The organism is Paenibacillus kribbensis (genome assembly GCF_001705305.1).
GTDB classification, from domain to species: Bacteria; Bacillota; Bacilli; order Paenibacillales; family Paenibacillaceae; genus Paenibacillus; species Paenibacillus kribbensis_B.
On record NZ_MCBP01000017.1, the window covers coordinates 85,940 to 110,076 of the forward strand.

Consider the following 24,137-nt stretch of genomic DNA (forward strand, 5'->3'; position numbering starts at 1 on the left):
ATTGCAAGCCAAAAACTGCTCCCCCATATGGAGAAGCAGTTCTTGGCTTACATCTATGTGAGATGACTATAAAGATGACGCCAGACATCCCGTTTTTTTAGTACGTAGGCCAGCCTGCCGAATCCCATTTCAGATCACTAATCAGGAGCTTTGGATTCCCATTATCCGTGGCATCATAGGCATGACGTGCAATGACACTGTTATTATAGATGGATTGACCGCCCGGTCCCTTCCAACGATCATTCCCTGCATCCAGCACAGTCCCACCGCCATCCATCAGGTTTTTACGGCTCTTGTCCACATACGGTCCAGTGATACTCTTGGAGCGGCCGTAAATGATCTTATAATTACTGTCTACGCCTTTGCAGCAGTTATCAATAGAAGCAAACAGATAATAATAGCCGTCGCGGTATGTAACATGTGGCGCTTCCAAACCACCGGCAGTACGCTTGGCGATAGAATAGATCTGGCCCGTAGGTTTCATTGTACTCTTGTCCAGACGAGTAATTTTCAAGCCAGAATTCCATGAGCCAAAGGAAAGCCACGGGTTACCGGAAGCGTCAATGACGAGATTCGGGTCAATGGCGTTATAATCGTTAGAATCCGTCGTACGCAGCACCAGTCCATCATCTCTCCAGCTTCCCGCGCCTATGCTCGTTGCAGAGGTTAGCCCAATAGCCGAGGTTCGGGAGCCGAAAGTAGAAATGGAATAGTACACCCATACTCGACCATTGTACTTTTGAGCATCCGGTGCCCATACATCATTAGTCTTCTGCTTAGGTACATACGATTTCCACCACGATGGCGGTGACAGGAATATTTGCGGCAATCTGTAAAAATTACGTCCATCATCCGATCTTTGAACCTGTATCCCCTGTCCTGTGGAGAAAATATACCATGCATTGCCTTCCTTCGTGATGGACGGATCATGTACCGCCACATCGCCAGTTAACGGCCAATGTTCTGCCGATGCGGATGGCACCACTGACAGCAGTAATGCAGCCGAGGTTACGGCAGCAAACGCTGTTCGGACCAATTTACCTTGTACTGATTTTTTCCAGGATTTCAACACGCTTACGCACCTCCAAATTCGTTTTATATAGATGAGAATCAGGTGAAACATATATTACGTTAGTGTTTATACTTATGAAGTTACACATATATTAACCTATACATTTCTGTTTTGTAAACGCTTTATTTCAAATAAAAAGAAATTCATAAACTACGTATAACGTAATGCATACAAAAAGGAGCCCGCGGGCTCCTCTCCTTGTTAAATCAGCATATTAAATAAATTCTCATTTTTGTTCAGTTCCGTATAATTGAGCCCCTTGCGGTTCATTCGTTCGATCAAAGGAAGATAGTCTTCCTGATGAAGCAGCTCAATGCCGACCAGCGCCGGGCCGTTTTCCTTATCGTTCTTTTTTGTATACTCAAACCTAGTGATGTCGTCGTCCGGTCCAAGCACATCCTGAAGAAATTCGCGCAGCGCCCCGGCTCTTTGCGGGAAATTCACCATAAAATAATACTTCAATCCTTCGTAAATCAGGGACCGTTCCTTAATCTCCTGCATCCGATCTATATCGTTGTTGCCGCCACTAATGATACAAACCACCGTTTTGCCTCGAATCTGCTCGCGGTACAGATCAAGTGCCGCTACAGGCAGCGAGCCCGCAGGTTCCACTACAATCGCATTTTCATTATATAGCTCAAGAATGGCGGTGCATGCCTTGCCTTCCGGTACCTTCACAATATCGTCCAAGGTATGGTTGCAAATATCATAAGTCAACTGACCGACACGCTTTACCGCTGCTCCGTCAACAAACTTGTCGATGTGCTCCAGGGTAACCACCTTGTTCAGTCGCATCGCTTCCGTCATGGACGCCGCCCCAAGCGGTTCCACACCGATCACCTTGGTGGCTGGACTCACTGTTTTTACATACGTGCCTACGCCTGCCGCCAAGCCGCCGCCGCCAATCGTCACAAACACATAATCCGCAGGGGTATCCAGGCTCTCCATCACTTCCATCGCAATCGTACCGTTGCCTGCTATAATTTTCGGCTGGTCAAACGGATGGATAAAGGTCATCTCCTGCTCACTGCACACCTTCATGGCCTCGTCATAGGCGTCGTCAAACGTATCTCCGGTCAGAATGACCTCTACACTGTTACCGCCAAAGCGACGAACCTGCTTCACCTTCTGATTAGGCGTTGTGCTCGGCATGAATATTTTACCGTGGATGCCCAGCGCATTACATGAAAAAGCCACACCTTGCGCATGATTGCCCGCACTCGCGCACACAATGCCCTTTTCCATTTGCTCGGGAGTCAGACTGCGGATCATATTGTAAGCTCCGCGGATTTTAAAGGACCGTACAACCTGGAGATCCTCTCTTTTCAGATATACATTACAGTTATATTTGGCCGACAGGACGGCATCTCTCTGTAAAGGTGTACGTACAATCACCTCACGCAGCATATGATGCGCCCGTACAATATCCTCCATGCCAACGGTTGACGCCGTGGCCGGGCCAGTTTTCTGGGTTTCTGTTGGTTCCATAGGTTCTCCACGCTCCGCCTGAATATTTCTGTATTTGAGCATTTTGCATAAATCCTATTTGTACCCTTGAGCGTTAGGAATCGAATTATACAAAATGCTGTATTTGAAATCTTTCGAATATCATACCACGTTTACCTACAGCTTGTGCAGGTCATATACATGAAAATGAGAATGAAAATCAATTATAATGCAAAAAACAGACCGGGCGATGCCCGACCTGCTTTTTTTCGATGCTATACGTTTCTGGTATTGTATTGCTCCGATTATCGACTATCCTTTAACCCCTCCTGCCGTCATGCCTTCGATGAAATAACGCTGGAAGAACAGGAACACGACCAGAATCGGCAAAATAGCCAACACCGACCCGGCAATCAGCACATCATAATTGTTGCCATATGGCGTCAGCAGACTGGACAGACCAATCGGCAGTGTCAGCATGTCGTTGGTACGCAATACGATCATCGGCCACAGGAAGTTATTCCAGCTGTTCATCGCCTGTAAAATAGCCATCGCCGCAAACGCAGGCGCCATCAGCGGCATCATAATCCGCACGAAAATACCATACTCCGAACAACCGTCAACCCGTGCAGCATCCATAAAGTCCTTGGGCACTCCACTCAAATATTGACGGAAGAAAAAGATCGGGATCGGCGCAACGACGAAGGGCAGTATCACACCCCATACCGTGTTGATCAGCTTCATGCCAATCATCAGCTTGTAAAGCGGCAGCATGATAATTTCGACTGGAATCATCATCACAACCAGCACCAGCGTAAAAATCACATTTTTTAATCTAAAACGGTACATTTCCAGTCCGTAGCCCACCATTGCGGACAATATCAGACATAGCACCGTAAACAAGACGGTAATGACAATGCTGTTCCAATACCATTGAAAATAATCCGTCGTCCCCTGAAAAATGAACGCATAGTTTTTCAAGGACATGATGGCCCACTCCAGCTTGAGATTCAAGCCGTAACGCAGCAGTTCCGTTGATGGCTTGAACGAGGCAAGCGTCACGGCAAATAGCGGAAACAGGGCAAACCCGGCAAACAGAATGAACAGGACAACGAGAAATGCGGATAACGGGCCTTTTTGTTTCTGAACCATCGCTTAATCCTCCTTCCGGAACATGCCGAAAAATTTGAGCTGGATCAGGTTCAGCACTAATGTAAATACGAGCAATACAATGCCCACCGCAGCTCCAAAGCCCATACTGTTCTGCTCCAGACCTTGGCGATAGAGATAACCGACAATCGTTAAGCCGATATCATTCGGGGAGTTATTTCCGTTCCACAGCATGTAGCTCTCTGTGAACATCGACAAGCCCGCGTAAATACTAATCGTAAATACGTAGATCGTCACCGGCTTGAGCATAGGAATCGTAATCCGCCAAAAGGAAGCAAACCGGCTGGCTCCATCAATCTGCGCGGCTTCATACAGCTCGGGGGGAATGTTTTGCAATCCCGACATGTAATACAGCATGTTAACACCCAGCCATCTCCATAGAGCCAGCACAATCAACGCTAAAAAACCGGTGTTGGCATTCATCAGCCATTTATGCGGCTCCACACCGAATACGCCCAATAAGGAATTCATCAAGGAACCATCCAGTTCCCCGAACATAAGCCGGAAAATGGTGCCTGCCACCACCACCGAGGTCAGAGCAGGTATGAACATAACCGAGCGGAACAGCCCTCTGCCCGGCATTTTAGGCGAATTCAGCAATACCGCCAGTACCAGCGGCAGGGGAATCAACACGACCAGCGTAAGCAGCGTGTACAGAACACTGTTCAGTATCGCTTTTCCAAACGTAGGATTCATTAAGTCCTTGTAATTCTCCAATCCGACGTACGTTGTGATACCTGGTAGCACTTCCTGAAAGCTCATAATGATCGTCGAGATCACCGGATAAGCAAAAAACAGCGCAAAGGACAGTAAAAATGGAAGGATAAACACATACGGTGCTGTACGGCTGGAATGAATAAAGCGACTCCATTGACTTCTGGTCGGACGCTGAGTTTGTGGCGGCTGACCTGTCGGTACATTAGCGTTCGTATGAACGGGCGTTGCCATGAATCTCACTCCCTTTCCTGTTGGGGTCTATCTCAGTTCATCTGCCAGCTCATGCAGCACTGTGGCCGGGTCTTCGCCATTCAGCAGTGTCCGATAAAGTATTTTATTGCGAACCGCACTGGCGATATCAGGCGTTTTCGGTCCGATATGCACCGCATTGATTTCGTCTTTTACTTCGATGAGGGTGTCAAAAATATTCGGTCCGAAATAGTCCGTAAATTTGTTCTTGGCTTTGACTTCCGGCATTGTCCATACCTCACTGCGGATGGGATCAAAACCAAGCTGCTTCCATATCTCCACATTCCCTTGCTTGGACAGCTTGGCAAAGGCCAAAAAGCGCATGGCCAAATCCGGGTGCTTCGATTGGTTCGTGACCACCGTGCCGGTTCCGCCCATACCCGCTGAGCGAAAGCCGCCTTTTTCCCAGGCCGGCAACGGTCTGATGATGATTTTTCCTTTCAGGTCAGGCATATAATCCGTAAAGCGTCCCATATACCACATCGGCATCCACACCGAAGCGGCACCGCCTTTGTTCATAAACCCGTAGTATTCCTCCATATGGTGTCCACCGCCTGGTGCGGGAATCGCTATTTTGTCCTTCACCATCTGCTGAAGAAACTTAAGAGTTTTAATATTCGTTTCGTTATCCAGTGTCAGCTCGCCCTTGTCATCCAGAAAATCCGAGTTCTGCTGGGAAATCATCGGCCAGTAATTCCACAGGTCATTCGTCTCCACCGTCGCCATTGGCTTGCCTGTTTTCGCCAGTACTTGCTTGCCTGCCGCAGCATAATCTGCCCACGTAACGATGGAATCCGGGTTTACCCCCGCCTGGTCCAAAATTTCTTTATTGTAATACATCACTTCGGCCCCGACATGAAAATCAATGCCGTAATATTTGCCGTCTTTTCCGTAAATCTGTACTCTGGAAGGCACAATGTTGTTCATCTCCGGGTCAATCACCGGATTGAGCGGGACAAGCTGCGGTATCCCTTTGAGGAAGTTGCCGATCTTGTTCACCTCGATATCCGCGATATCCGGTGCCCCCACCCCCGATTGCAACGCAATCGATAGCTTGCTATGGTGGTTGTCATAAGGAAATGTATTCGCTTTCAAATTAATTTGTTCATCAGGGTGCAGTTGGTTCCATTGATCAGCCATTTGCAGAAAAAACTTCTCATGCAGTTCGTTAAACGTCCACAACACCAGTTCTGTTCCCGGACCATCCTGTTCGTCGGCCTTGAAGGAACAACCTTGCAGCAGTCCAGCCATTAAAACCACTGCCATGAGCATCAACGCCATGCTTTTTCTTCGCAGCAGCATATCCTTCCCCCTTCGCATGATGAAAAAATGATTTGCTAATGATTGCGCTTTCTTTTATTATTTAACATCAACCCTAATTCGTTTACAACAACATTATTTATAAAAGTTCATTTTTAGCGCAAAACTAGCGTCTCCATTGCATTATAGGGGAAAAATGAATTGGATGGGACTATGATGTTTTTTGCATAAAAAAAGCGACCCAACACCATTGAAATTTGGCGTTGGATCGCTTTTTTTACCTATTCTTGAGCGTGTGCTGCTTCGTCCTTCACTTCTGCTCGAAACGCTCTAATGCTTTCTTTGCGGCGATTATTTTTTTCTTCGATTTGCTTGCGCTCCTCGTTGCTGATTTCAGAGGAAAATTCGTTCAGATACCCTTCAGCTTCATGAAGATTCTGTTGTGTATTCTGAATACTTTGCTGCAAATGCTCTACATTATCGGCCCGATTATCCGGTTTTGCCATTTCGTTGTCGCCTCCTGATTATGGAATCGCTCATTGGAGCGCTAATCGGTAGCTTGAACGATATCAGACCATTTTATGCATTAAAATGCTCTCCAAACCATTTCCCTGCGGCTTCGGCTTCTGTACGGGTTAATTGATGACCATTGCGTTCCCAATATGCATCCACCTGAGCTCCGGCCCCTTCCAGTAAAGCGTGCAGCTCACGGGATTCCGCAACCGGAACGATCGGATCATTTTCACCGGAAGACAGAAATACAGGGACACCTTTTAAGTCCGGCAATTGCAGCCCGCGCAACGGCACCATCGCATGATGGAGAATAGCCCCGCGCAGCGCTTTGGCATCGTGAAAGAGCATGCTGGCCGCTATGTTCGCTCCATTGGAATAGCCAAGAGCCACGACGTTGTTACGGTCAAAATCGTATTGCTCAGCAGCCGTATCCACAAATTCGCTCAGTTCTTTGGTGCGAAATACCAGATCCTCCAGATCGAACACTCCCTCTGCCAACCGGCGGAAGAAACGCGGCATTCCATTTTCCAGCACATTCCCCCTCACGCCTAACACAGAGGCTCCTGGGGCAACCAAATCTGCCAATGGCATCAGATCCTGCTCATTCCCACCAGTGCCGTGCAGCAGCAATATCACCGGGGCTTGTGGATTACTTCCTTTACGGAAAACGTGTTTCATACTACATTTCCTCCTCACAAGAATGGTTTATATTCATTTAATATTAAGAATCTTATTTTTTGTATAAATTAATTATAACGAGTTTTGCCGCCTTTTACAAATAGAAATATTGGTGCAGCTCAGCCATTTTTGAAGCTTCATGCATTTGCCTGTTGACACGTACATTGCATCTATTTTAGTATCGTATTAGATATTTAGAGAATTATCTAAATATCTAAAGGAGTGAGCTAACTTTGAATGATGCCTTTAAAGCCTTGGCCGATCCGACCCGGCGCAAAATATTGCAGCTTTTGAAAGACAAAAGCATGAGCGCAGGCGATGTCGCCGAGCATTTTCAAATCAGCAAGCCCAGCATATCCCACCATTTGAGCATTCTGAAGCAAGCCGGGCTGGTGCTGGATGAACGGCAGGGACAAAACATCATTTACACCCTACATACGACAGTGGTGGCGGATGTCATCGGTTGGATGTTCAGCATCGTCCAATCGGATGCCCCTGTAAAGAAACATTCGAATGATATTAAGGATACGGAGGGGTCTGAATGAAATTTCGAATACACTGGAGCCTTAGGGATGTTTTGACAACTTTGATTGCCTTATCACCTGCTATAGGCGCTTTACTGCTGTATGACCGGCTTCCTGATGTTATGGCCTCTCATTTTAGCTTTAACAATACAGCGGACGGTTATATGAGTAAAAACGGTTCTATTCTCATGCTGGTGGTGTTGGGGCTGGTGCCATTGCTTCTCCGGCTAGCTCGCTACATGGACCCTAACAGGGCCAATTACGAGAAATTTTCTAAAGCCTATGAAGTCACACGGGTAGGTACTTCCCTCATTCTCGCTGTAGCAGGTTGGGGAATGCTGCTGTATAACCTGAATTATCCGTTGCAGATGGTTACCATAATTTATGGAGTGTTGGGCCTGATGCTGATGGTACTTGGCAATTATATGACACAGGTACAACCCAACTTTACTTTCGGCATCCGTACACCATGGACTCTATCCAACCCGGAGGTGTGGCGGAAAACTCACCGTTTGGGCGGACCCATGATGATGCTCGGTGGTGCGGCCAGTCTGGTAGCGGCATGGGTCGGAGGTGCGGCGGGAACGTTCATTTTTATAACTGTCCTGGTTATATCCGTAGTCACTCCCATATTCTACTCCTTCCTCCTGCATCGCAAATTAAATCATCAGTAGGCATCTCTGTCCAGACGGACAGGGATAAAAGCTATGAGACCATCCCGATGCATAAAAAGAGAACCTCCCGGCTACGGTTAACGCAGATTGGGAGGTTCCTTTGTATATTTGAATATTAGAACAACAGCTTATCGGGATGAGTACCTACACGCTCATCCAGATGAAGTGCGTTGATTCGGTTAATATCCTCTGCCGTCAGTTCAAAATCGAACAAATCGGCATTTTCGCGGATACGATGCGCAGTTACAGATTTGGGAATCGTCACGATGCCCCGATCCAGATGCCAGCGCAAAATAACCTGTGACGAGGTTTTGCCGTATTTAGCAGCAATCTCTACGATATCCGCCTGCTCTGTCAGTTTCCCCTTCATCAGTGGACTCCACGATTCAAGCTGAATCTGGTGTTCCCGGCAGTATTGATGCAGCTCTTGCTGTGTCAGACGCGGGTGAAGCTCCACTTGGTTGATGACAGGTACAATGTTGCTGTCTTTCAGGAGGTTTTCGAGATGGTGGACTTGGAAATTGCTTACTCCGATAGCACGCACGCTTCCCTCTTCATACAGGCGTTCGAACGCCTTCCAGGTTTCCTTGTACTTGTCCTTGCCAGGCCAATGAATAAGATACAGATCAATGATGTCCAGACCCAGCCGCTTGCGACTTTCCTCGAATGCACGCAGTGTTGAATCGTAGCCCTGATCCTGGTTCCATAGCTTGGTGGTAACAAACAGATTTTCTCTGGCCGCCCCACTGTCTCGAATGGCTTGTCCAACCAGCTCCTCATTACCGTAAATCGCCGCCGTATCAATGCTGCGGTAGCCAGCCTCTATGGCTATTTTGACCGCTTCGTAAACCTCATTGCCTTCGGCCTTGTATGTACCAAAACCCAGCCAAGGCATCTGAACTCCATTATTCAGTACAGTTGTATCCGCAATGTTCCCCATGTCTATCTCCTCCTGTTCCTGATTATGATTTATCCGCGAGATGATTACAGTTTGGTTGCATCCTGAAAAGCATTCACTTGAAGCGGAGCTGCCAGCAATTCCTTCGCTGCCGCAACAAATGCCTGGAAATGGGCAGACTTGTTATGGAAATCTACAGCGGCTGCATCCTTCCATTCTTCGACCATCGTAAATGCGTTGGGATCATTCAGATCCTGCATCAGCGTGTAGCGTACATTGCCTTCTTCAGCCTGTGATGCGCTGATCAATCCCTGGGTTTGTTGCAGAAAGACCTCTCTTTTTTCTGGTAAAACTTTCATATCAGCATGAATAATAACCATGATATCGTCCTCCTCATATTATGTAACTATTTTCTATTATAGACCATTCATCCGACAGATTAAAAGTGCGGCTGTTCCTGTAATACAGTAAAATGGATCGTATTGAGGAGATGAACAGCTTGATCGGCTCCTCCTATATCTTGCTTGACGGCGGTGAAGGCATGTGCGTTTTCAGACAAAACTAATGGTATTCATCTCCCTTTTAGTGCTGGTGGTTACCGGGCTATTGGGGTTATCCTTTCGATATATGATCACCTCCGCTCTATACGAAGAGATCGGAAAAAGGGCTCTGACCGTTGCCAATACGCTTGCGGTAGATGCGCAGGTCAGGGACGCTCTGGAGCAGACGGATACGACGCAGCTGCGCTTGCGAATCAAGGAGGCAGTGAAGCCAGTCCAAGCCAGCAGCGGCGCTGACTTTATTACCATTGCTGATCGTCATCTCATCCGGCAATGGCATGTCAATCCAGAGCGCATCGGCACGCCTATGATAGATCCCATGAATGATAAGGTGCTGCAAGGGCAGTCCTTTATCACAGAATCGACAGGCTCTCTCGGGCGATCACTCCGGGCCAAAACTGCAGTTTATGATGAACAGGGCAAGGCCATCGGCCTCATTTCTGTAGGTTTTCTAATGACAGATGTGGAGCAAAATATCCGCACATACACCTATGCATGGCTGTGGTTCATGGTGGGCGCGCTTATGATTGGCATTTCAGGCAGCCTGCTAATAGCGCGAAGGGTACGCCGGGAGCTGCACGGGCTGGAGCCAGTGGAGATTGGACGCTTGTACCAGGAAAAGCAAGCCATTCTCGAATCCATAGGCGAAGGGATTATCGCGGTTAATAGCAGTGGACAAGTCACACTTGCCAATCCGCAAGCCGTCCGCTTACTTGGTCTTCCCCCGGAAACTACCATGGACGGTTGCGAGCTTCATCACTTACCGGGTGCCGCAGCTAAACTGGCAGATGTGCTTGTTGCGGATTTCATCGTGAATAGTGAAGATACGAAGCCGGGCCAGGAACATATTGTATTCAATGAGGAAATTGAGGTGCAGCAACGAGTTGTAGTCGTCAGCCGTGTGCCGATCAAGGATCGCTCCGGGCAAAGGATGGGCACGGTTGCCAGTCTGCGTGACAAAACAGAGTTGCTCCGCATGACGCGGCAGTTGACCGAGGTCAAAGATTACGCGGAAGTGCTGCGATCACAAACACATGAATACACCAACCGGCTGTATCTCATCTCCGGCTTGATTCAGTTGGAGTGTTATGATGAAGCGGTGGACTTCATTACTCAGGAATCGGAACAATATCGCATGCACAGGACCAATGCCTCTACTTCTTTACCTGATTCGATCATCGCCAGCCTGCTGATCGGTAAGAAAAAGCAGGCGCTGGACAAGGGGATTGTATTACACTCTACTGTTAGCGGGGCATTCTCTACCGTATCTCCTGCGTTGGAGTGGTCGCTTCTTGCTGCCATGGCCGGAAACCTGCTGGATAATGCCATGGAAGCTGTCGCGATGCCCTCAATTCCTGAGGGACAAGTCTGGTTCCGGCTCGAAGAAACGGCTAAAGCCATAACTATCGAGGTTGCGGACAACGGATCGGGAATTTCAGAGGATATCCGGGATAAGCTGTTCGTCAAAGGGGCATCGACCAAAACAGAAGCAGGGCACGGGTACGGCCTTGCTCTCGTGCACGAGTATGCAGAGCGAATGGGCGGCTCAATAAAAGTAAATGAACGGACAGGTGGAGGTACCATTTTTGAAATACGCATACCTTTAAACAGGTTAGAAACGTGTAATGATGTAAAAGGAGGTTATGCCCATGAATGAGCGGGTTTTATCGGATATTGAGGTGCTTGTTATTGAAGATGATCCGCGAATTGCGGAGATTAACCGACGATTTATTGAAAAGGTGGACGGATTCACCGTATGTGCAATAGCAACGAACGAATTTGAGGCAAAGCTTCAATTGGACGTGCTGCGTCCGCCTTTGGTCGTGCTGGATGTTTATTTTCCTGATACCGACGGTCTGACGCTGCTATCGTTCATCAAGCAACACTATCCGGACACCGATGTCATTATGCTGACTGCCGCCAAAGAAGCTGAAACCGTGGTACAAGCCGTTCGCGCAGGCGTATTTGATTTTATCGTGAAGCCGCTTGTGTTCGAAAGATTGCGTGCCACGCTGGAGGAATATGCCCGTTTTCAGCGACAGGTCAAGGCATGGCAGGAGCAGCCATCGACGGTGGAGCAAGCCGAAATTGACAGTCTGCTTCAAAACGCGGGCACTGGTCGGATGACAGGCACCGGAGTGGGAGAGCTGTGGGCCAAGGGCATTGACAAAGTAACCTGCGACAAGGTGCTTGAGCTTCTGAATCGGCGGGGCGAGCTGACTACGGGTACGGTGGGGAATGAGTTGGGTATGAGCCGCTCCACAGCCAGAAGGTATCTGGAGTACTTGGTAGAAAGTGGTGACGCCCACCACGATCAGGTATACGGAACCGTCGGCAGACCAGAGCGTATCTATCGGCGACAGCGGGAAAATGAATAAACGTAATTTTAATGAACTTAATTCACTTTATCAGCCAAAATAGTTTAAATGAACACATTGTTTACGTCCCTCCTCCCGATTGCTAGAATGATCAACAGTTGGTTAATTGATAATGATTATCACTAACTATGATAAGCACATTTGGAACGGGGGACAACATATGGCATCACCAAAGAAACCACTACGCACAGGCATGCTGCTTACAGCCATTCTTGCACTGCTGACGGTCATTATCGCCGGATGTGGCAGCCAGACAAAAGATAACAACGCAGCAGCACCTCAAGCAACAGGCGATTCCCGAATCATAAAGCATGAGATGGGAGAAACCAAAATTACAGGTAAACCAAAAAGAATCGTAACGCTGGAATTCTCTTTTGTCGATGCAGCAACCCAGCTAGGTGTAACACCTGTCGGAATAGCCCAGGAAAATGACGATGATATCGAGGGATTGCTCGGCAAGAAAATCGACTTCACTCCTGTAGGAACGCGCAAGCAGCCGAATCTGGAAACGATCAGCTCCTTGAAGCCCGATTTAATCATTGCCGATCTAAACCGTCATAAAAGCATATACAAAGAACTAAGTGAAATTGCTCCGACCATTGTTCTGAAGAGCCGCAACTCCTCCTATGAACAAAACCTGGCATCCTTCGGTGTCATTGCCGATGCGCTGGGCGAGAAGGAAAAGGGCGAACAGATTTTAGCTGCACATAAAGCTAAAATGGAAAAGCTGAAGGAAGGAATTAAAGCTGGGGAGCCACGCAGCGTACTGCTAGGGGTATTCCGCTCTGATTCACTGTCCGCTCACGGGGCTTCATCCTTTGATGGACAGCTACTGGAGCAAGCGGGCATCCACAATGCTCTTCAAAACACAGACGAGCCCACTGTCAAGCTGACGCTGGAGCAAATTGCACAAGCTGATCCGGACGTGATCTTCTTGGTGGAAGCTGATGAGAAGCTGATTGCAGAATGGAAGCAAAATCCGCTGTGGCAAAACATTACGGCTGTCAAAAAAGGGGAAGTTTACGAAGTGAACCGGGCACTGTGGACCCGGTACCGCGGACTCGGCTCAGCCGAGAAAATACTGGAGCAAGCTATTTCGCTTCTGTATCCCGCGCAAAGCAAATGAGACGCCTCCCGTTGATCGGACAGGCCTCACGTGGCCGGCTGAATAAGCCGGTCTTCTTTGCACTTCTATTGGCGCTGCTGGCTGGACTATTGCTGAGCGTGGCGATTGGCCCGGTCAGGATGGACATCCCCACCATGCTGACTGCGCTATTCACCGAGCATCCGTCCAAGGATCAGCTCATTATCCTGACGGTCCGCCTGCCGCGTGCCGTCATTGGCCTGATCGTCGGGGCCGGCCTTGCCGTGGCCGGGGCGCTGATGCAGGCCATCACACGCAACCCGCTGGCTTCGCCGCAGGTATTCGGGGTCAGCTCGGGCGCTTCGCTGGCTGTCGTGCTGTCCGTCGTGTTGCTGCCGAATATCGGATCGTCCGGCAGCATTTATTTTGCTTTTGCCGGGGCTATCGCGGGCGGCTCCTTCGTATATGCACTGGCCGGAACGGCAGGCATGACGCCGGTCAAGCTGGCTCTGGCCGGGATGGCCGTGCATCTGCTGTTGGCCTCCGTCACCCAGGGACTGCTCGTGTTCAACGAGCAAATATCCGATGTGCTGTATTGGCTGGCCGGAGCCATTGACGGGTCCACCTGGGCGGATACACGTCTGGTGCTGCCCTGGTTTGCCATCGGCATGATCCTTGCGCTGGCATTGGCTCCCTCTCTGTCCGTGCTGAGCCTCGGAACAGAGGTCGCGCAGGGATTGGGACAGAATGTACGGCTTGTCCGTCTACTGGCCTCGGCCTCAGTCATTATGCTAGCAGGCTCTGCCGTTGCGGTGGCCGGTTCCATTGGCTTTGTAGGCCTGATGGTGCCGAATATCATCAAGATGTTCACGGGTGACAATTACAAACGGGTCATCCCCCTGTCTGCGATCTGCGGAGCACTCCTGCTGACATATGCAGACGTGCTCGGACGATTTATCGCATTTCCGTATGAATCGCCCGTTGGCATTGTAACAGCGCTGATCGGCGCGCCCTTCTTTTTATATCTGGCACACAAGAACGGGAGGGCTGCACGATGAAAAAGCTGTGGATTTTACTCGCGCTAATGCTGGGTGTTTCTTTTATAGCCATTGGCGTGGGCAGCACCTACATTACGCCCTCCGAGTTGCTCGCGGCTTTGACTGAACGAGATGCCTCATCGTGGTTCATCGTTCACCACTATCGGCTGCCTCGCGGCCTGCTGGCCATGATGGCCGGAGCAGGACTGGCGGTAGCCGGAGTGCTGCTGCAAGGCATGATCCGCAACCCGCTGGCTTCGCCGGACGTGGTGGGCGTATCGAAGGGAGCCGGCTTCGCGGCGGTTCTCGTCATCGTGCTGCTGCCCTCATCCCCGGTGGCTCTCCTGCCTGTAGCCGCCTTCGTCGGAGCCGGGCTGGCCGCGCTACTGCTCGTACAGCTTTCGATGAAGGGCGGCATGCGCCCCAATATGCTGGCCTTGACCGGGCTGGCGGTAGGCGCTATTTTTCAGGCTGCGACCGATTACATTCTGGTCAAATATCCTCTTGAAGCCAGCGATACGCTGACCTGGCTGGCTGGAAGCCTCTGGGGCAAAGGCTGGGACGAAGTCTACGGACTACTGCCGTGGTTGCTCGTCCTGCTGCCTCTAGCCTATACGCTACAGCGCAAGCTGGATATTATGAGCCTGGATGAAGAAAGCTCGGCCGGGCTAGGACTTAGCGTAAAACGCGTGCGTACAGGGCTGCTAGCCGTGTCTGTGGCCCTGGCTGCCTCCTGTGTCGCTGCCATCGGCTCCATCGGCTTTATCGGCCTGCTGGCACCGCATCTGGCACGCCGCTTGTTTGGCAACCGCCACCGTTACCTGCTGCCCGGCGCGGCGATGATCGGCGCTCTGATTCTCGTCCTCGCCGACGCGCTGGGACGGGGCTTGAAGCCGCCGCTCGAAATTCCCGCCGGCATCGTGACAGCCATTATTGGCGCACCCTATTTTCTGTATCTGTTGCTGCGGGAACGCAAGTCCAAAGGAAATGGGTAGGGAATTAAAAGAAAAAAGAGAGTCAGCCTGTATATGATACGGGCTGACTCTCCTTACTGGCTCTCCTTATTGGCCTCCGCACTTATGCGGGTTTCGGTACTTCTACTCCATTCAAAATGAGGTGCATACGAATGTCCGCCTTTAAGGAGTCGGATACTGCACAATATTTTTCCTTGCCCATCTGAATCGCCTTCCACACACGGTAATCCGGAATATCTCCATCCACATGGAATGTCAGATCAATCGCTGTAAAGCCTGTCGGCATTTGTTCCTTACGCGTACCTTCTGCGTCAATATCAATTCGGGTAATGTCCGACAAGAAACGGTCCAAAATCATCGTGATATCAATACCGATACACCCCGCCAGACCCGCCAGCAGCAGCTCCATTGGTGTCATCCCCTTGCCATCACCGCCATAAGCAGCCGTAGCATCCATTCCAACCGAATAGCCGGACGGTCCCTCCGAAGTAAACGCGCGTTTGCCGTGCCAAGTTGTAGATACTTTCATAATTAAAAGCCTTCTTTCTCATTTAATCATCTATAATCAACCGTCATTCTTGTCTCAAAACTCACTAATCTGGCGCAAAAATTTTCGTGTTCTCTCGTGCTGGGGAGCCTCAAAAAATGCCTGTGGTGCAGCCTCTTCCAAAATAACACCGTCTGCCATAAATACAATCTTGTCCGCCACTTCACGGGCAAATTTCATCTCATGGGTGACGACAACCATCGTCATTCCCTCTTGAGCCAGCTCCCGCATCACGCTCAGCACTTCCCCGACCAGCTCGGGATCAAGCGCCGATGTCGGCTCGTCGAACAGCATGATCGCCGGGTCCATCGCCAGCGCACGCGCAATGGCTACCCGTTGCTGCTGCCCACCGGACAAACGTGCAGGATGTACATCCTGCTTATCTGATAAGCCCACACGCTCCAGCAACCGTTGTCCGACGGACATGGCCTGGTCGCGCGGCATTTTTTTCACCGTTACCAATCCTTCAATGACATTGCCGATGGCGGTTTTGTGCGGGTACAAATTGAATTGCTGAAACACCATGCCCGTCTGTCTGCGAATGTTACGAATAGCTGCTTGTCGTGTACGAAGTGGAGCGGTGGCATCGACCTCGATCCCGTTTACCTCAAATTTGCCGGAAGTCAGTTCCTCCAATCCGTTCAAGCAACGCAGCAAGGTACTTTTACCGGAGCCGCTCGGACCAAGCAACACGACGATTTCACGAGCGGCCACCTGAAAATCAATGCTTTTCAGAACCTCTACCTGTCCAAATCGTTTCCCCAATCCGTTTGTTGTTATCATATATCCATCATCTCCACCTTAATAAGCTCGAGCCAGACGCTTTTCCACCCGCTCCAGTATAGCGGAGAATCCAATGCTCATAATCCAGTACATCAGGCCAATTTCGAGCAGAAATGGCATGTAGAGCAGATACTGCGCCTGTAAAAGCTGTGCTTGCCGCATCAATTCACTAACCCCGATGAACGAGACAAGCGACGTTTCCTTCAGCATTCCAACAAACGTATTCCCCATCGGGGGAATCGCAATACGTACTGCTTGTGGAAGGATGATACGCCACATTGTTTGACCGGGCGACATGCCCGTTGCATAGGCTGCTTCGGTCTGACCCTGCGGGACAGCTAAAATAGCTCCACGAAACGTCTCCGACAAGTACGCCCCCGTATTAATACTGAGTGCAAGACAAGCGGCCGTCAGCGATCCGAACGATATTCCGTAATCATCCAACCCGTAATAAATAACCGCAATCTGTACCAAAACGGGCGTCCCCCGGATGATAGATACATAGCTGCGTGCCAGCCATCGGACGGGGCGATTCCCCTTCAACCGGGCGACAGCCACAATCAAACCAATGATTAAGCCGAAAAACATAGAAACAATCGTAATATACAGCGTATAATAAGCGCCCTTCAACAAAAAAGGGACATTTTCCCACATTAATTCAAGCATCGGTTATATTCCCTTCTTTCAGACGAGTGGCTCCGTGTCAGCATAAAGCCAGAACCGGAGCCAGACGCCTTAGCAGGCTTGCGTTATTCTTTTGGCTCCTCGCCGAACCATTTTTTGAAGATGGTTTTATAGGTGCCGTCTTCCTTCATTTCTTTTAGAGCCTTGTTCAAGGCTTCTTTAAGCTCAGGCGAATTTTGGTTAATAGCTACACCTGCTTGGTCGGATTTAATTGGCTCACCTACCGCTTTAATCTGGAAGCCATTTTTGTCGACGATAGGCTTGAGTGCATACAGATTGTTAATGGTTGCGTCAATGCGGCCAGAGTTCAGATCCTTTAGGGAAGTAATGACATCATCATACGTTTTAATCTCAAAATCCCCTACCTTTGGCAGCACTTCGTTACGCAGATAAGATTCATCATTCGTTCCCAGGCCGACACCAATAGTTTTGCCTTTGAAATCCTCCAGCTTGGTAATATCATTGGTTTTGCTGTTGACGATAATGTTTACATGGTTTGTGATATAAGGCTCTGTGAAATCAATTGCCTTTTTACGATCCTCTGTAATCGTGACCTGGCTGATGACCGCATCGAATTTTTTCTTTTGCAAGCTTGGAATCAGTCCCGAAAATTCTTGTGCCGTGAACTCCGGTTTTACTCCAATCCGCTTCGCCAATTCCTTGGTGATATCCACGTCAAACCCGTCCAATTCCTTGGCATCATTCAAAAAATTGTACGGTGGGTAGGTCCCCATCATACCGACCTTGATCACACCTGCCTTCTTGATCGCTTCCAGTTGATTCCCCGCTGCCTCATTGCTGCTGCCCGCTCCATTACTGGTGCCGGAAGTATCCTGTCTCGTTCCGCAAGCGCTCAGCACAAGACTAAACAATGCCAAAGCCATTAGTGTCGTTACCAAGAACCCTCTTTTACTTGTTTTCATAAATCGTTCTCTCCTGTCCTGTCTGGATGTAAATGATTAAGTGCCTATGTGTAGTTTGGCTATATTATTTGTCGCCTACTGCCAATTCATGCGATATTGACCATCTAGCCTTGACCTAACAATCCGTAAAATTCAAAGCTCGCCGCCTCTGCCGCCAATCTTTTAGCTGTTGCCTGCATCATATGGTCATGTGTTCCCTCGGAACCGAATAGCCAGCGTGTAATGATGCCCTCGATCATACCCATGAGTAATGCTGCCCGTAATTCGACATCCAGCTCAGCAGGCAGCATGTTCAGTTCGATCGCTCTTTCCATATTACGCCGGAATGCCAGTTCCATTGCGATTCTTGTCTCCCGGATACTTTGGCGCACCGGTTCATCGACGCCGCTGCCACTCAGCAGCAAACCCATCAGATGGCGGTTCTCCAATGCAAAATCAAATAAACGGACAAACAGCGCTTCGGAAGCCTTAACCATATCAGCCAGCGTTCCAGCATCGCGGCGATAACCCTGTCCTATCGCTGACAGCAGCTGTTCACGGCCTGTAGCAATAATCTCCAGTGCCAATGCCTCTTTGCTTTTAAAATGCCAATAAAACGTGCCCTGGGCTACTCCAGCCTCCACCACGATATCTGAAATCTTCGTTTGATGGTACCCGTGCTCGGCGAATCGCTTCAACGCAATGTGGAGAAGCTGTGTTCTGCGGTCTGTTTCTTCTCCAGCGCGGTCAGCAGGTTGTTCATTTGCGACGGTTTCGGACTGCTTCGCCTTCCGTGGCAGCATAGGTTTCTCCTCCCGATTGATCAGTCAGTCAGTTTTATATTTTTAATCCTATAGGATAAGTATACTTTTGTCAAACAAAGTTCCATACTTTGCGTACAACAAAAAAAGAGAACCTCCGAAGAAGCACTCTTTTTTTATAAAGCTCTGCTACAGCAATGCTTTTGCTGCAATATCCGTACGGTTGTGCTTGCCTTCAAAGGTAATGCGTGCCGCCTGCTCGTAAGCTTTGTCCCGTGCCTCGGCAATGTCACGTCCCAAGCCGACCACGCCTAATACGCGTCCGCCGTTCGTTACCCACTCACCCTGCTCATTGATGCCTGTTCCGGCATGGAACACAATCGCTCCGTCTGCCTGGTCCAGCCCGTGGATCGGAATACCTTTAGCGTAAGCTGCGGGATAGCCCCCGGAAGCCAACACTACGCACACCGCCGCTTCATCCTTCCACTCGATCTCCACCTGATCCAGCGTGCCATTCACGGCCGCGAGAAAAATATCGAGCAGATCGGATTGTAGACGCGGCAATACAACTTGAGTTTCAGGATCGCCAAAACGTGCGTTGAACTCAATCGTCTTCGGCTTGCCATCTGGCGAAATCATCAATCCGGCGAATAAAACACCACGGAACGGGCGTCCTTCAGCAACCATGGCCTTGGCCGTCGGCTTAATAATCGTCTCGATGGCTTCTTCAATAATGGAATTGGCTATGTGCGGCAATGGAGAATAGGTGCCCATACCTCCGGTATTCGGCCCTTTATCCCCATCAAAAACCGGCTTGTGGTCTTGTGCTGCTGCCATCGGCCGAACCGTTTCACCGTCCACAAAGGAGAGAATCGACATCTCCTGTCCAGCCAAAAATTCCTCGATCACAACCTGCGCGCCCGCTTCTCCAAACACCTTCGTTACCATAATATCGGAGAGAGCCTTCTCTGCTTCCTCCATTGAGTAGGCGACCGTTACCCCTTTACCCGCTGCCAGTCCGTCTGCCTTGATGACCACCGGAATCGGCTGTTCCTTCAAGTAGGCATGTGCTTCCTCATAGGTATAAAACTTGCGATAGGTGGCTGTCGGAATATGATATTTTTGCAGCAAATCCTTCATGAAGATTTTGCTGCCTTCGATTTCCGCTGCATTTTTACGCGGTCCGAATACGGGAATGCCTTTCGCTTCAAAGGCATCCACGATGCCGTCAGCCAGTGGATCATCAGGGCCAACCACGACCAGCCCGACCTTTTTGGCTTCCGCCAGCTCTGTCAGCGCGTCAAACTCACTTACCGGAATCGGAACGCACTCCGCCAATTGACCAATGCCGGCATTGCCCGGCGCGCAATAGATTTTCCCGGCCTTGGGGCTTTTCTTCAGCGCCCACACAATTGCATGCTCGCGGCCGCCCCCTCCGATAACCAAAATATCCATTCAGGTGATTCCTCCCGCTTCCATTAAGATCATTCAGGTATGAACAAGCTGCTGCATCCTCAACTCATGCAAGTTAGTGCTTGAAGTGACGAACGCCCGTAAAGACCATGGCTATGCCGTACTCATTAGCTACCTTGATGGATTCTTCGTCCTTGATGGAGCCGCCCGGCTGAATGACTGCCGTAATGCCTGCTTTAGCAGCCATCTCCAGCGTATCGCCCATCGGGAAGAATGCGTCGGATGCCAGCACCGCGCCCTTGGCTTTTTCTCCAGCCTGCTCAATGGCAATCTTGGCCGCTCCGACACGGTTCATTTGCCCCGCGCCCACGCCAATGGTCATATTGTCAGCCGCTAATACGATAGCGTTGGATTTCACATGCTTAACCACTTTCCAGCTAAACAAAAGCTGCTTCAGCTCTGCCTCGGATGGCGCCCGCTCCGTTACAACCGTAAGTGCGTCCGGGTCTACAGCGTGAATATCATTTTGCTGCACGACCATGCCGCCTTCAATCGATGTAACAACAAAACGGCTCTCTGCTTGTTGAGAAGGGGAAATCTCACCTAGGTCAAGCAAACGGATATTTTTCTTTTTCGTCAAAATCTCCAGTGCTTCCTTCGTAAAGCCCGGTGCCAGTACAATTTCCAGGAAGATTTCGCTCAACTTTTTGGCTGTATCGCCGTCAATAATCCGGTTGGCCGCTACGATGCCGCCAAAAATGGAGGTTGGATCAGCCGCATACGCCTTGCTGTACGCTTCATAGATACTGCCGCCGATTCCTACGCCGCAAGGATTCATATGCTTCACCGCCACCACGGCTGGTTCGCTGAATTCCTTGACGATTTGCAGTGCCGCGTTCGCATCATTGATGTTATTGTAGGACAGCTCCTTACCGTGAAGCTGTTTCGCTGTTGTTAGCGTCCCCTTCGCTGCGAGTGGCTGACGATAAAAAGCCGCCTGCTGATGCGGATTTTCGCCATAACGCAAATCCTGAATTTTTTCATAGGTTACCGTGTAACGCTCAGGCAAAGGCTCGCCTGTCACATTCGACAAATAATCAGAAATCAAAGCGTCGTATGCAGCCGTATGACGGAACACCTTTGCTGCCAAACGCTTGCGGGTATTCAGCTCCGTATCGCCATCCTTACGGATTTCCTCCAGTACGGTGCTATAATCATCGGCATCGACTACCACACTTACAAAAGCATGATTTTTCGCCGCAGAACGTAGCATGGTTGGACCGCCGATGTCGATATTTTCAATCGCGTCCTCGTAGGTTACACCGGGTTTGGCGATCGTTTCCGCAAAAGGATACAGATTCACAACGACCAGATCAATATAACCCAAGCCTAGCTCCTTCATCTGCCGCTGATGCTCTTCATTATCCCGAACAGCCAGCAAGCCGCTGTGTACCGCAGGATGGAGCGTTTTAACACGTCCGTCCATAATTTCAGGAAATCCTGTCACCTCTGAAATGCCGATAACAGGAATACCCTCCTTAGACAGCAAGCTGCTCGTTCCCCCTGTCGAAACGATCTCCACACCTAATTTGGACAACTCGCGGCAAAACTCCACGATCCCCCGTTTGTCCGATACACTAACAAGTGCTCTTTTAATAGTCACCCTGTCTCCTCCTTTAGCTCTTTATCAATTTATTTCCCGAGAAATATCGGAAAATGCTTATACAGCATCCTTGATATGACAATGATATGACAAATTACAATCATCTTTAGAGAAGTGAAACTACCTTGCGACCATCCAAATGAATTTTGCCTTGAGCCAGTCTGCCAACCACTTCCGGATAGAGCTGGCGTTCCACGGATTGAATAGCTGCAGATAACGTATCCGCTGTAGCATGATCGTGTACTTCCACCACACGCTGGGCAATAATCGCCCCGGTATCCATACCTCCATCGACAAAATGAACGGTGACCCCACTTACTTTGACTCCATAGGTCAACGCCTGTCCGATCGCATCTTTTCCAGGGAATGCAGGAAGCAGTGACGGATGGATATTAATGATTTTTCCAGCGTAAGCATCGACCATGACACTGGATAGCAATCGCATATAGCCTGCCAACACGATGAGATCAATCGATTTCTGCTCCAGCAGAGCCACCAGTTCACGCTCATAGTCTTCTCTTAAAGCATACTCCTTGGGTCGAAACGTATGACAAGCAATCCCGGCTTTCTCTGCTCTGGCTACAGCAGGAGCCGCAGGCTTGTCACAGATTAACAGTTCTATGGATGCACCGCCCAGTTCTCCTCGCGCAGACGCATCTACCAATGACTGGAAATTCGTTCCTTCGCCTGACGCAAAAACAGCAACCCGGTAACTGTTCATTACACCTCGGCTCCCGTAAAGGTCACGATAGAGCTGCCTTCCGTTACCTTCCCGATCACATAAGCATCTTCGCCTTGCTCTTTCAGTACATTCAGTGCAGCCTGAGCATCCTCTTGCCCCACAACGATGACCAATCCGATCCCCATATTAAAGGTCGTAAACATGTCTTTGTTCGAGATTGCGCCTTTTTCCTGCATGAGCTGGAAGATTGGCAGGATCGGCCAAGTGCCATACTCTATATCCACATTGACGTGATCCGGCAACACTCTCGGAATATTTTCGATAAAACCGCCGCCCGTTATATGAGCCATGCCTTTAACCTTTACCTTGTCCAGTAATGCCAAAACGGATTTCACATAGATTTTCGTTGGCTCCAGCAGTACATCGCCCAGCTTGCCGTTCAAGCCTTCGATTTCATCATGCAGACTATACCCTTGCTGTTCTAACAACAGCTTGCGAACCAGTGAGAATCCATTGCTGTGTACTCCGCTGGAGGCCAGTCCGATTACGGTGTCTCCGGGAGCAATCGAGCTGCCGTTAATGATTTTGCTCTTGTCCACAATCCCGACAGTGAATCCGGCAATATCGTATTCACCATCGCTGTACATGCCTGGCATTTCTGCGGTTTCTCCGCCGACCAGTGCACAACCCGATTGGTGGCAGCCCTCGGCAATTCCGGCGACAATGGCTTCGATTTTCTCAGGTACAACCTTGTCACAGGCGAGGTAGTCAAGAAAAAAGAGCGGCTCTGCGCCCCCAACGACAATGTCGTTCACACACATCGCAACCGCATCAATACCAATGGTGTCATGGCGATCCATCGCAAAAGCAAGCTTCAGCTTCGTGCCGACTCCATCCGTACCGGAAACGAGTACAGGCTCCTCGTACTTATCCTTATTCAGGCCGAACAACGCACCGAATCCGCCCAAATCCGTCAGCACTTCGGGACGGAAGGTACGCTTGACGTGCTTTTTCATCCGTTCTACTGCTTCATTACCGGCAGCGATATCTACTCCTGCATTTTTGTATGCTTCGGACATTCATGAACACTCCTTCAAATGATTGACCCTCCTAAGTCCTCCCTAACAGGGAGGATTCCATGGGGCTGCTCCCCCTGGACCCCTCAAGAGTCGGTCAGATGCGTAGGGTTGGGTGCTACTTGGTGTATGGTTCGTGCTGTGAGTCGCGTGTTTTCCTTTGTCATTTTTGCGGGTTATTCCCGCAAATGACAAGGACACGCTTTAGTGCGTGGCCGCCTTTTGCAGCGGGCGGCGGGAACACGTCCCGGGCTGTTTGCTTCGCAAAGGCGGGGACGTGCCGGGCAAAGAAGTGAGCGGCGCCAACAGACGGCTTACTTCTTTGCCCTTTTGGGGCAGGTAGCTTCGCCCTGCCTGCTGTGAGCCTCGCTTCGCTGGCTCACGCCTTTCCT

Annotated in this window: 26 protein-coding genes; 8 read left to right on the forward strand and 18 right to left on the reverse strand. The window is 49.8% G+C overall.

The window, feature by feature from the left end; translation table 11 throughout:
* Nucleotides 1-97: 97 nt before the first annotated feature.
* The 7 genes from BAZ21_RS23910 to BAZ21_RS23940 all read right to left on the reverse strand — a co-directional run bounded on the left by BAZ21_RS23910 (nucleotide 98) and on the right by BAZ21_RS23940 (nucleotide 7,105).
* Nucleotides 98-1,072 (reverse strand): glycoside hydrolase family 43 protein, encoded by a 975-nt coding sequence (locus tag BAZ21_RS23910; RefSeq protein WP_068505402.1) that lies wholly within the window; start codon nucleotides 1,070-1,072, stop codon nucleotides 98-100.
* A gap of 201 nt (nucleotides 1,073-1,273) precedes the next feature.
* Nucleotides 1,274-2,560 (reverse strand): threonine ammonia-lyase IlvA, encoded by a 1,287-nt coding sequence (gene ilvA / locus BAZ21_RS23915; RefSeq protein ID WP_068505435.1) that lies wholly within the window; start codon nucleotides 2,558-2,560, stop codon nucleotides 1,274-1,276.
* 270 nt (nucleotides 2,561-2,830) lie between these two features.
* Nucleotides 2,831-3,670, reverse strand: coding sequence for a carbohydrate ABC transporter permease (locus BAZ21_RS23920; RefSeq protein WP_068505403.1), 840 nt, complete (start codon nucleotides 3,668-3,670; stop codon nucleotides 2,831-2,833).
* A gap of 3 nt (nucleotides 3,671-3,673) precedes the next feature.
* Nucleotides 3,674-4,636, reverse strand: coding sequence for a carbohydrate ABC transporter permease (locus tag BAZ21_RS23925; protein WP_084011889.1), 963 nt, complete (start codon nucleotides 4,634-4,636; stop codon nucleotides 3,674-3,676).
* Between the two features lie 27 nt (nucleotides 4,637-4,663).
* On the reverse strand, nucleotides 4,664-5,956 hold the full coding sequence (locus BAZ21_RS23930) for an ABC transporter substrate-binding protein (protein ID WP_068505404.1): 1,293 nt from the start codon (nucleotides 5,954-5,956) through the stop codon (nucleotides 4,664-4,666).
* Between the two features lie 239 nt (nucleotides 5,957-6,195).
* Nucleotides 6,196-6,420 carry a small acid-soluble spore protein Tlp gene (gene tlp / locus BAZ21_RS23935; RefSeq protein WP_007428862.1) on the reverse strand — a complete coding sequence of 75 codons (225 nt, stop codon included), beginning with the start codon at nucleotides 6,418-6,420 and terminating at the stop codon, nucleotides 6,196-6,198.
* 73 nt (nucleotides 6,421-6,493) lie between these two features.
* On the reverse strand, nucleotides 6,494-7,105 hold the full coding sequence (locus BAZ21_RS23940) for an alpha/beta hydrolase (protein WP_068505405.1): 612 nt from the start codon (nucleotides 7,103-7,105) through the stop codon (nucleotides 6,494-6,496).
* Nucleotides 7,106-7,338: 233 nt separating this feature from the next.
* Here BAZ21_RS23940 and BAZ21_RS23945 point away from each other — a divergent pair, with 233 nt between their 5' ends.
* Together BAZ21_RS23945 and BAZ21_RS23950 are read left to right on the forward strand one after the other, a co-directional pair.
* Nucleotides 7,339-7,650 carry an autorepressor SdpR family transcription factor gene (locus BAZ21_RS23945; RefSeq protein WP_068505406.1) on the forward strand — a complete coding sequence of 104 codons (312 nt, stop codon included), beginning with the start codon at nucleotides 7,339-7,341 and terminating at the stop codon, nucleotides 7,648-7,650.
* On the forward strand, nucleotides 7,647-8,303 hold the full coding sequence (locus tag BAZ21_RS23950; RefSeq protein WP_068505407.1) for an SdpI family protein: 657 nt from the start codon (nucleotides 7,647-7,649) through the stop codon (nucleotides 8,301-8,303). Before BAZ21_RS23945 ends, BAZ21_RS23950 begins: the two co-directional genes overlap by 4 nt.
* A 115-nt stretch (nucleotides 8,304-8,418) precedes the next feature.
* Here BAZ21_RS23950 and BAZ21_RS23955 read toward each other — a convergent pair whose 3' ends face one another.
* Entirely contained in the window at nucleotides 8,419-9,243 is an 825-nt protein-coding gene (locus tag BAZ21_RS23955) for an aldo/keto reductase (protein WP_068505408.1), read from the reverse strand.
* 44 nt (nucleotides 9,244-9,287) lie between these two features.
* Complete coding sequence (locus BAZ21_RS23960) at nucleotides 9,288-9,581, reverse strand: putative quinol monooxygenase (RefSeq protein ID WP_068505409.1); 294 nt, start codon at nucleotides 9,579-9,581, stop codon at nucleotides 9,288-9,290.
* Between the two features lie 184 nt (nucleotides 9,582-9,765).
* Between BAZ21_RS23960 and BAZ21_RS23965 the strand changes: the two genes are divergently transcribed.
* The 5 genes from BAZ21_RS23965 (at nucleotide 9,766) to BAZ21_RS23985 (ending at nucleotide 15,255) form a co-directional block, all read left to right on the forward strand.
* A complete protein-coding gene (locus tag BAZ21_RS23965) occupies nucleotides 9,766-11,418 on the forward strand; it encodes an ATP-binding protein (RefSeq protein WP_444939614.1) in 1,653 nt (550 codons plus the stop codon).
* The gene (locus tag BAZ21_RS23970) at nucleotides 11,411-12,139 is read left to right on the forward strand and encodes a response regulator (protein WP_068505411.1); all 729 of its coding nucleotides are present in this window, start codon (nucleotides 11,411-11,413) and stop codon (nucleotides 12,137-12,139) included. Before BAZ21_RS23965 ends, BAZ21_RS23970 begins: the two co-directional genes overlap by 8 nt.
* A 160-nt stretch (nucleotides 12,140-12,299) precedes the next feature.
* Nucleotides 12,300-13,265, forward strand: coding sequence for an ABC transporter substrate-binding protein (locus BAZ21_RS23975; RefSeq protein ID WP_068505412.1), 966 nt, complete (start codon nucleotides 12,300-12,302; stop codon nucleotides 13,263-13,265).
* 11 nt (nucleotides 13,266-13,276) lie between these two features.
* Nucleotides 13,277-14,281 carry a FecCD family ABC transporter permease gene (locus tag BAZ21_RS23980; protein WP_068505437.1) on the forward strand — a complete coding sequence of 335 codons (1,005 nt, stop codon included), beginning with the start codon at nucleotides 13,277-13,279 and terminating at the stop codon, nucleotides 14,279-14,281.
* A complete protein-coding gene (locus tag BAZ21_RS23985) occupies nucleotides 14,278-15,255 on the forward strand; it encodes a FecCD family ABC transporter permease (RefSeq protein ID WP_068505413.1) in 978 nt (325 codons plus the stop codon). The genes BAZ21_RS23980 and BAZ21_RS23985 overlap by 4 nt, the downstream gene beginning before the upstream one ends.
* 82 nt (nucleotides 15,256-15,337) lie before the next feature.
* On the opposite strand, the gene BAZ21_RS23990 is transcribed toward BAZ21_RS23985, so the two are convergent.
* The 9 genes from BAZ21_RS23990 to purM all read right to left on the reverse strand — a co-directional run bounded on the left by BAZ21_RS23990 (nucleotide 15,338) and on the right by purM (nucleotide 23,748).
* Nucleotides 15,338-15,763 carry an OsmC family protein gene (locus BAZ21_RS23990; RefSeq protein ID WP_068505414.1) on the reverse strand — a complete coding sequence of 142 codons (426 nt, stop codon included), beginning with the start codon at nucleotides 15,761-15,763 and terminating at the stop codon, nucleotides 15,338-15,340.
* A gap of 54 nt (nucleotides 15,764-15,817) precedes the next feature.
* A complete protein-coding gene (locus BAZ21_RS23995) occupies nucleotides 15,818-16,564 on the reverse strand; it encodes an amino acid ABC transporter ATP-binding protein (RefSeq protein ID WP_068505415.1) in 747 nt (248 codons plus the stop codon).
* An 18-nt stretch (nucleotides 16,565-16,582) separates the two neighbouring features.
* A complete protein-coding gene (locus BAZ21_RS24000; protein WP_007428849.1) occupies nucleotides 16,583-17,230 on the reverse strand; it encodes an amino acid ABC transporter permease in 648 nt (215 codons plus the stop codon).
* 83 nt (nucleotides 17,231-17,313) lie between these two features.
* Complete coding sequence (locus BAZ21_RS24005) at nucleotides 17,314-18,171, reverse strand: substrate-binding periplasmic protein (protein WP_068505416.1); 858 nt, start codon at nucleotides 18,169-18,171, stop codon at nucleotides 17,314-17,316.
* 104 nt (nucleotides 18,172-18,275) lie between these two features.
* Complete coding sequence (locus BAZ21_RS24010) at nucleotides 18,276-18,953, reverse strand: TetR/AcrR family transcriptional regulator (protein WP_068505417.1); 678 nt, start codon at nucleotides 18,951-18,953, stop codon at nucleotides 18,276-18,278.
* Nucleotides 18,954-19,100: 147 nt separating this feature from the next.
* The gene (gene purD / locus BAZ21_RS24015; protein ID WP_068505418.1) at nucleotides 19,101-20,366 is read right to left on the reverse strand and encodes a phosphoribosylamine--glycine ligase; all 1,266 of its coding nucleotides are present in this window, start codon (nucleotides 20,364-20,366) and stop codon (nucleotides 19,101-19,103) included.
* A 73-nt stretch (nucleotides 20,367-20,439) separates the two neighbouring features.
* On the reverse strand, nucleotides 20,440-21,987 hold the full coding sequence (purH, locus tag BAZ21_RS24020) for a bifunctional phosphoribosylaminoimidazolecarboxamide formyltransferase/IMP cyclohydrolase (protein WP_068505419.1): 1,548 nt from the start codon (nucleotides 21,985-21,987) through the stop codon (nucleotides 20,440-20,442).
* A gap of 106 nt (nucleotides 21,988-22,093) precedes the next feature.
* A complete protein-coding gene (gene purN / locus BAZ21_RS24025; RefSeq protein ID WP_068505420.1) occupies nucleotides 22,094-22,708 on the reverse strand; it encodes a phosphoribosylglycinamide formyltransferase in 615 nt (204 codons plus the stop codon).
* On the reverse strand, nucleotides 22,708-23,748 hold the full coding sequence (purM, locus tag BAZ21_RS24030; RefSeq protein ID WP_068505421.1) for a phosphoribosylformylglycinamidine cyclo-ligase: 1,041 nt from the start codon (nucleotides 23,746-23,748) through the stop codon (nucleotides 22,708-22,710). Before purM ends, purN begins: the two co-directional genes overlap by 1 nt.
* A gap of 204 nt (nucleotides 23,749-23,952) precedes the next feature.
* Between purM and BAZ21_RS29190 the strand changes: the two genes are divergently transcribed.
* Nucleotides 23,953-24,108: a hypothetical protein gene (locus tag BAZ21_RS29190; RefSeq protein WP_176718208.1), complete on the forward strand. Its 156-nt coding sequence runs from the start codon at nucleotides 23,953-23,955 to the stop codon at nucleotides 24,106-24,108.
* Nucleotides 24,109-24,137 lie beyond the last annotated feature (29 nt).

What these genes read in the sequence shown, in the direction of transcription:
- BAZ21_RS23950 (WP_068505407.1), top strand. Translation starts at nt 7,647, where the DNA reads ATGAAATTTCGAATACACTGGAGCCTTAGGGATGTTTTGACAACTTTG.
- BAZ21_RS23940 (WP_068505405.1), bottom strand. Translation starts at nt 7,105, where the DNA reads ATGAAACACGTTTTCCGTAAAGGAAGTAATCCACAAGCCCCGGTGATA.
- tlp (WP_007428862.1), bottom strand. Translation starts at nt 6,420, where the DNA reads ATGGCAAAACCGGATAATCGGGCCGATAATGTAGAGCATTTGCAGCAA.
- BAZ21_RS23925 (WP_084011889.1), bottom strand. Translation starts at nt 4,636, where the DNA reads ATGGCAACGCCCGTTCATACGAACGCTAATGTACCGACAGGTCAGCCG.
- BAZ21_RS23955 (WP_068505408.1), bottom strand. Translation starts at nt 9,243, where the DNA reads ATGGGGAACATTGCGGATACAACTGTACTGAATAATGGAGTTCAGATG.
- BAZ21_RS23985 (WP_068505413.1), top strand. Translation starts at nt 14,278, where the DNA reads ATGAAAAAGCTGTGGATTTTACTCGCGCTAATGCTGGGTGTTTCTTTT.
- BAZ21_RS23930 (WP_068505404.1), bottom strand. Translation starts at nt 5,956, where the DNA reads ATGCTGCTGCGAAGAAAAAGCATGGCGTTGATGCTCATGGCAGTGGTT.
- purN (WP_068505420.1), bottom strand. Translation starts at nt 22,708, where the DNA reads ATGAACAGTTACCGGGTTGCTGTTTTTGCGTCAGGCGAAGGAACGAAT.
- purD (WP_068505418.1), bottom strand. Translation starts at nt 20,366, where the DNA reads ATGGATATTTTGGTTATCGGAGGGGGCGGCCGCGAGCATGCAATTGTG.
- ilvA (WP_068505435.1), bottom strand. Translation starts at nt 2,560, where the DNA reads ATGGAACCAACAGAAACCCAGAAAACTGGCCCGGCCACGGCGTCAACC.
- BAZ21_RS23995 (WP_068505415.1), bottom strand. Translation starts at nt 16,564, where the DNA reads ATGATAACAACAAACGGATTGGGGAAACGATTTGGACAGGTAGAGGTT.
- BAZ21_RS23960 (WP_068505409.1), bottom strand. Translation starts at nt 9,581, where the DNA reads ATGGTTATTATTCATGCTGATATGAAAGTTTTACCAGAAAAAAGAGAG.
- BAZ21_RS23920 (WP_068505403.1), bottom strand. Translation starts at nt 3,670, where the DNA reads ATGGTTCAGAAACAAAAAGGCCCGTTATCCGCATTTCTCGTTGTCCTG.
- BAZ21_RS24010 (WP_068505417.1), bottom strand. Translation starts at nt 18,953, where the DNA reads ATGCTGCCACGGAAGGCGAAGCAGTCCGAAACCGTCGCAAATGAACAA.
- BAZ21_RS23975 (WP_068505412.1), top strand. Translation starts at nt 12,300, where the DNA reads ATGGCATCACCAAAGAAACCACTACGCACAGGCATGCTGCTTACAGCC.
- BAZ21_RS23990 (WP_068505414.1), bottom strand. Translation starts at nt 15,763, where the DNA reads ATGAAAGTATCTACAACTTGGCACGGCAAACGCGCGTTTACTTCGGAG.
- purM (WP_068505421.1), bottom strand. Translation starts at nt 23,748, where the DNA reads ATGTCCGAAGCATACAAAAATGCAGGAGTAGATATCGCTGCCGGTAAT.
- BAZ21_RS24005 (WP_068505416.1), bottom strand. Translation starts at nt 18,171, where the DNA reads ATGAAAACAAGTAAAAGAGGGTTCTTGGTAACGACACTAATGGCTTTG.
- BAZ21_RS23965 (WP_444939614.1), top strand. Translation starts at nt 9,766, where the DNA reads ATGGTATTCATCTCCCTTTTAGTGCTGGTGGTTACCGGGCTATTGGGG.
- BAZ21_RS23970 (WP_068505411.1), top strand. Translation starts at nt 11,411, where the DNA reads ATGAATGAGCGGGTTTTATCGGATATTGAGGTGCTTGTTATTGAAGAT.
- BAZ21_RS24000 (WP_007428849.1), bottom strand. Translation starts at nt 17,230, where the DNA reads ATGCTTGAATTAATGTGGGAAAATGTCCCTTTTTTGTTGAAGGGCGCT.